This window comes from Acetobacter estunensis (assembly GCF_011516945.1).
In the GTDB taxonomy this organism is placed as follows: Bacteria; Pseudomonadota; Alphaproteobacteria; order Acetobacterales; family Acetobacteraceae; genus Acetobacter; species Acetobacter estunensis.
Window position 1 is genome coordinate 1 of the sequence record NZ_WOTH01000117.1, and the last position, 564, is coordinate 564.

The window sequence follows — 564 nt, forward strand, 5'->3', positions numbered from 1 at the left end:
GATTGTTCCGTATCTTCTTCTGATGAAGGAAGACGCGGAACAACGCCATCATGATCTGCGGGAACTGTTCAACGGTCTTCGTTACGTGATCCGTTACGGTATTGCATGGCGTGCGATGCCAAACGATCTGCCCCCGTGGTCTGCGGTCTATCAACAATCACGCCGCTGGATGGAGGCGGGATGTTTTGAAGCTGTTGTCCACGATCTTCGGACTGTACTGCGGCTGGCTGCAGGAAAGCAGGCTAAGCCGACAACGGCGATTATCGACAGCCGGACACTGCGTTCGACCCCTGAGAGTGGTTTGCGCGCCGGGTATGATGGTGCGAAAAGAAAGAAGGGATCGAAGCTGCACATGGCGGTCGATACCCTGGGGCATCTTCTAGCCCTGCACGTCACACCGGCAAACAGGGATGACCGGGCAGAAGTCGGTCCGCTCGCGCAAGCCATTCAGCAGGCGACAGACGGTAGCGTTGAACTGGCATGGGCTGACCAGGGCTATACCGGATCAAAAGCAGCCAATGCAGCAAAAGAGCACGACATCACTCTCGAAATCGTCAGGCTGCC

The 564-nt window shown here is 56.6% G+C and carries 1 protein-coding gene; it reads left to right on the top strand.

Translation table 11 applies throughout. From position 1 onward, the window contains the following. Position 1 precedes the first annotated feature (1 nt). A partial coding sequence (locus tag GOB87_RS16540) for an IS5 family transposase (RefSeq protein WP_338421446.1) occupies positions 2-564 on the top strand: 563 nt, incomplete at its 3' end.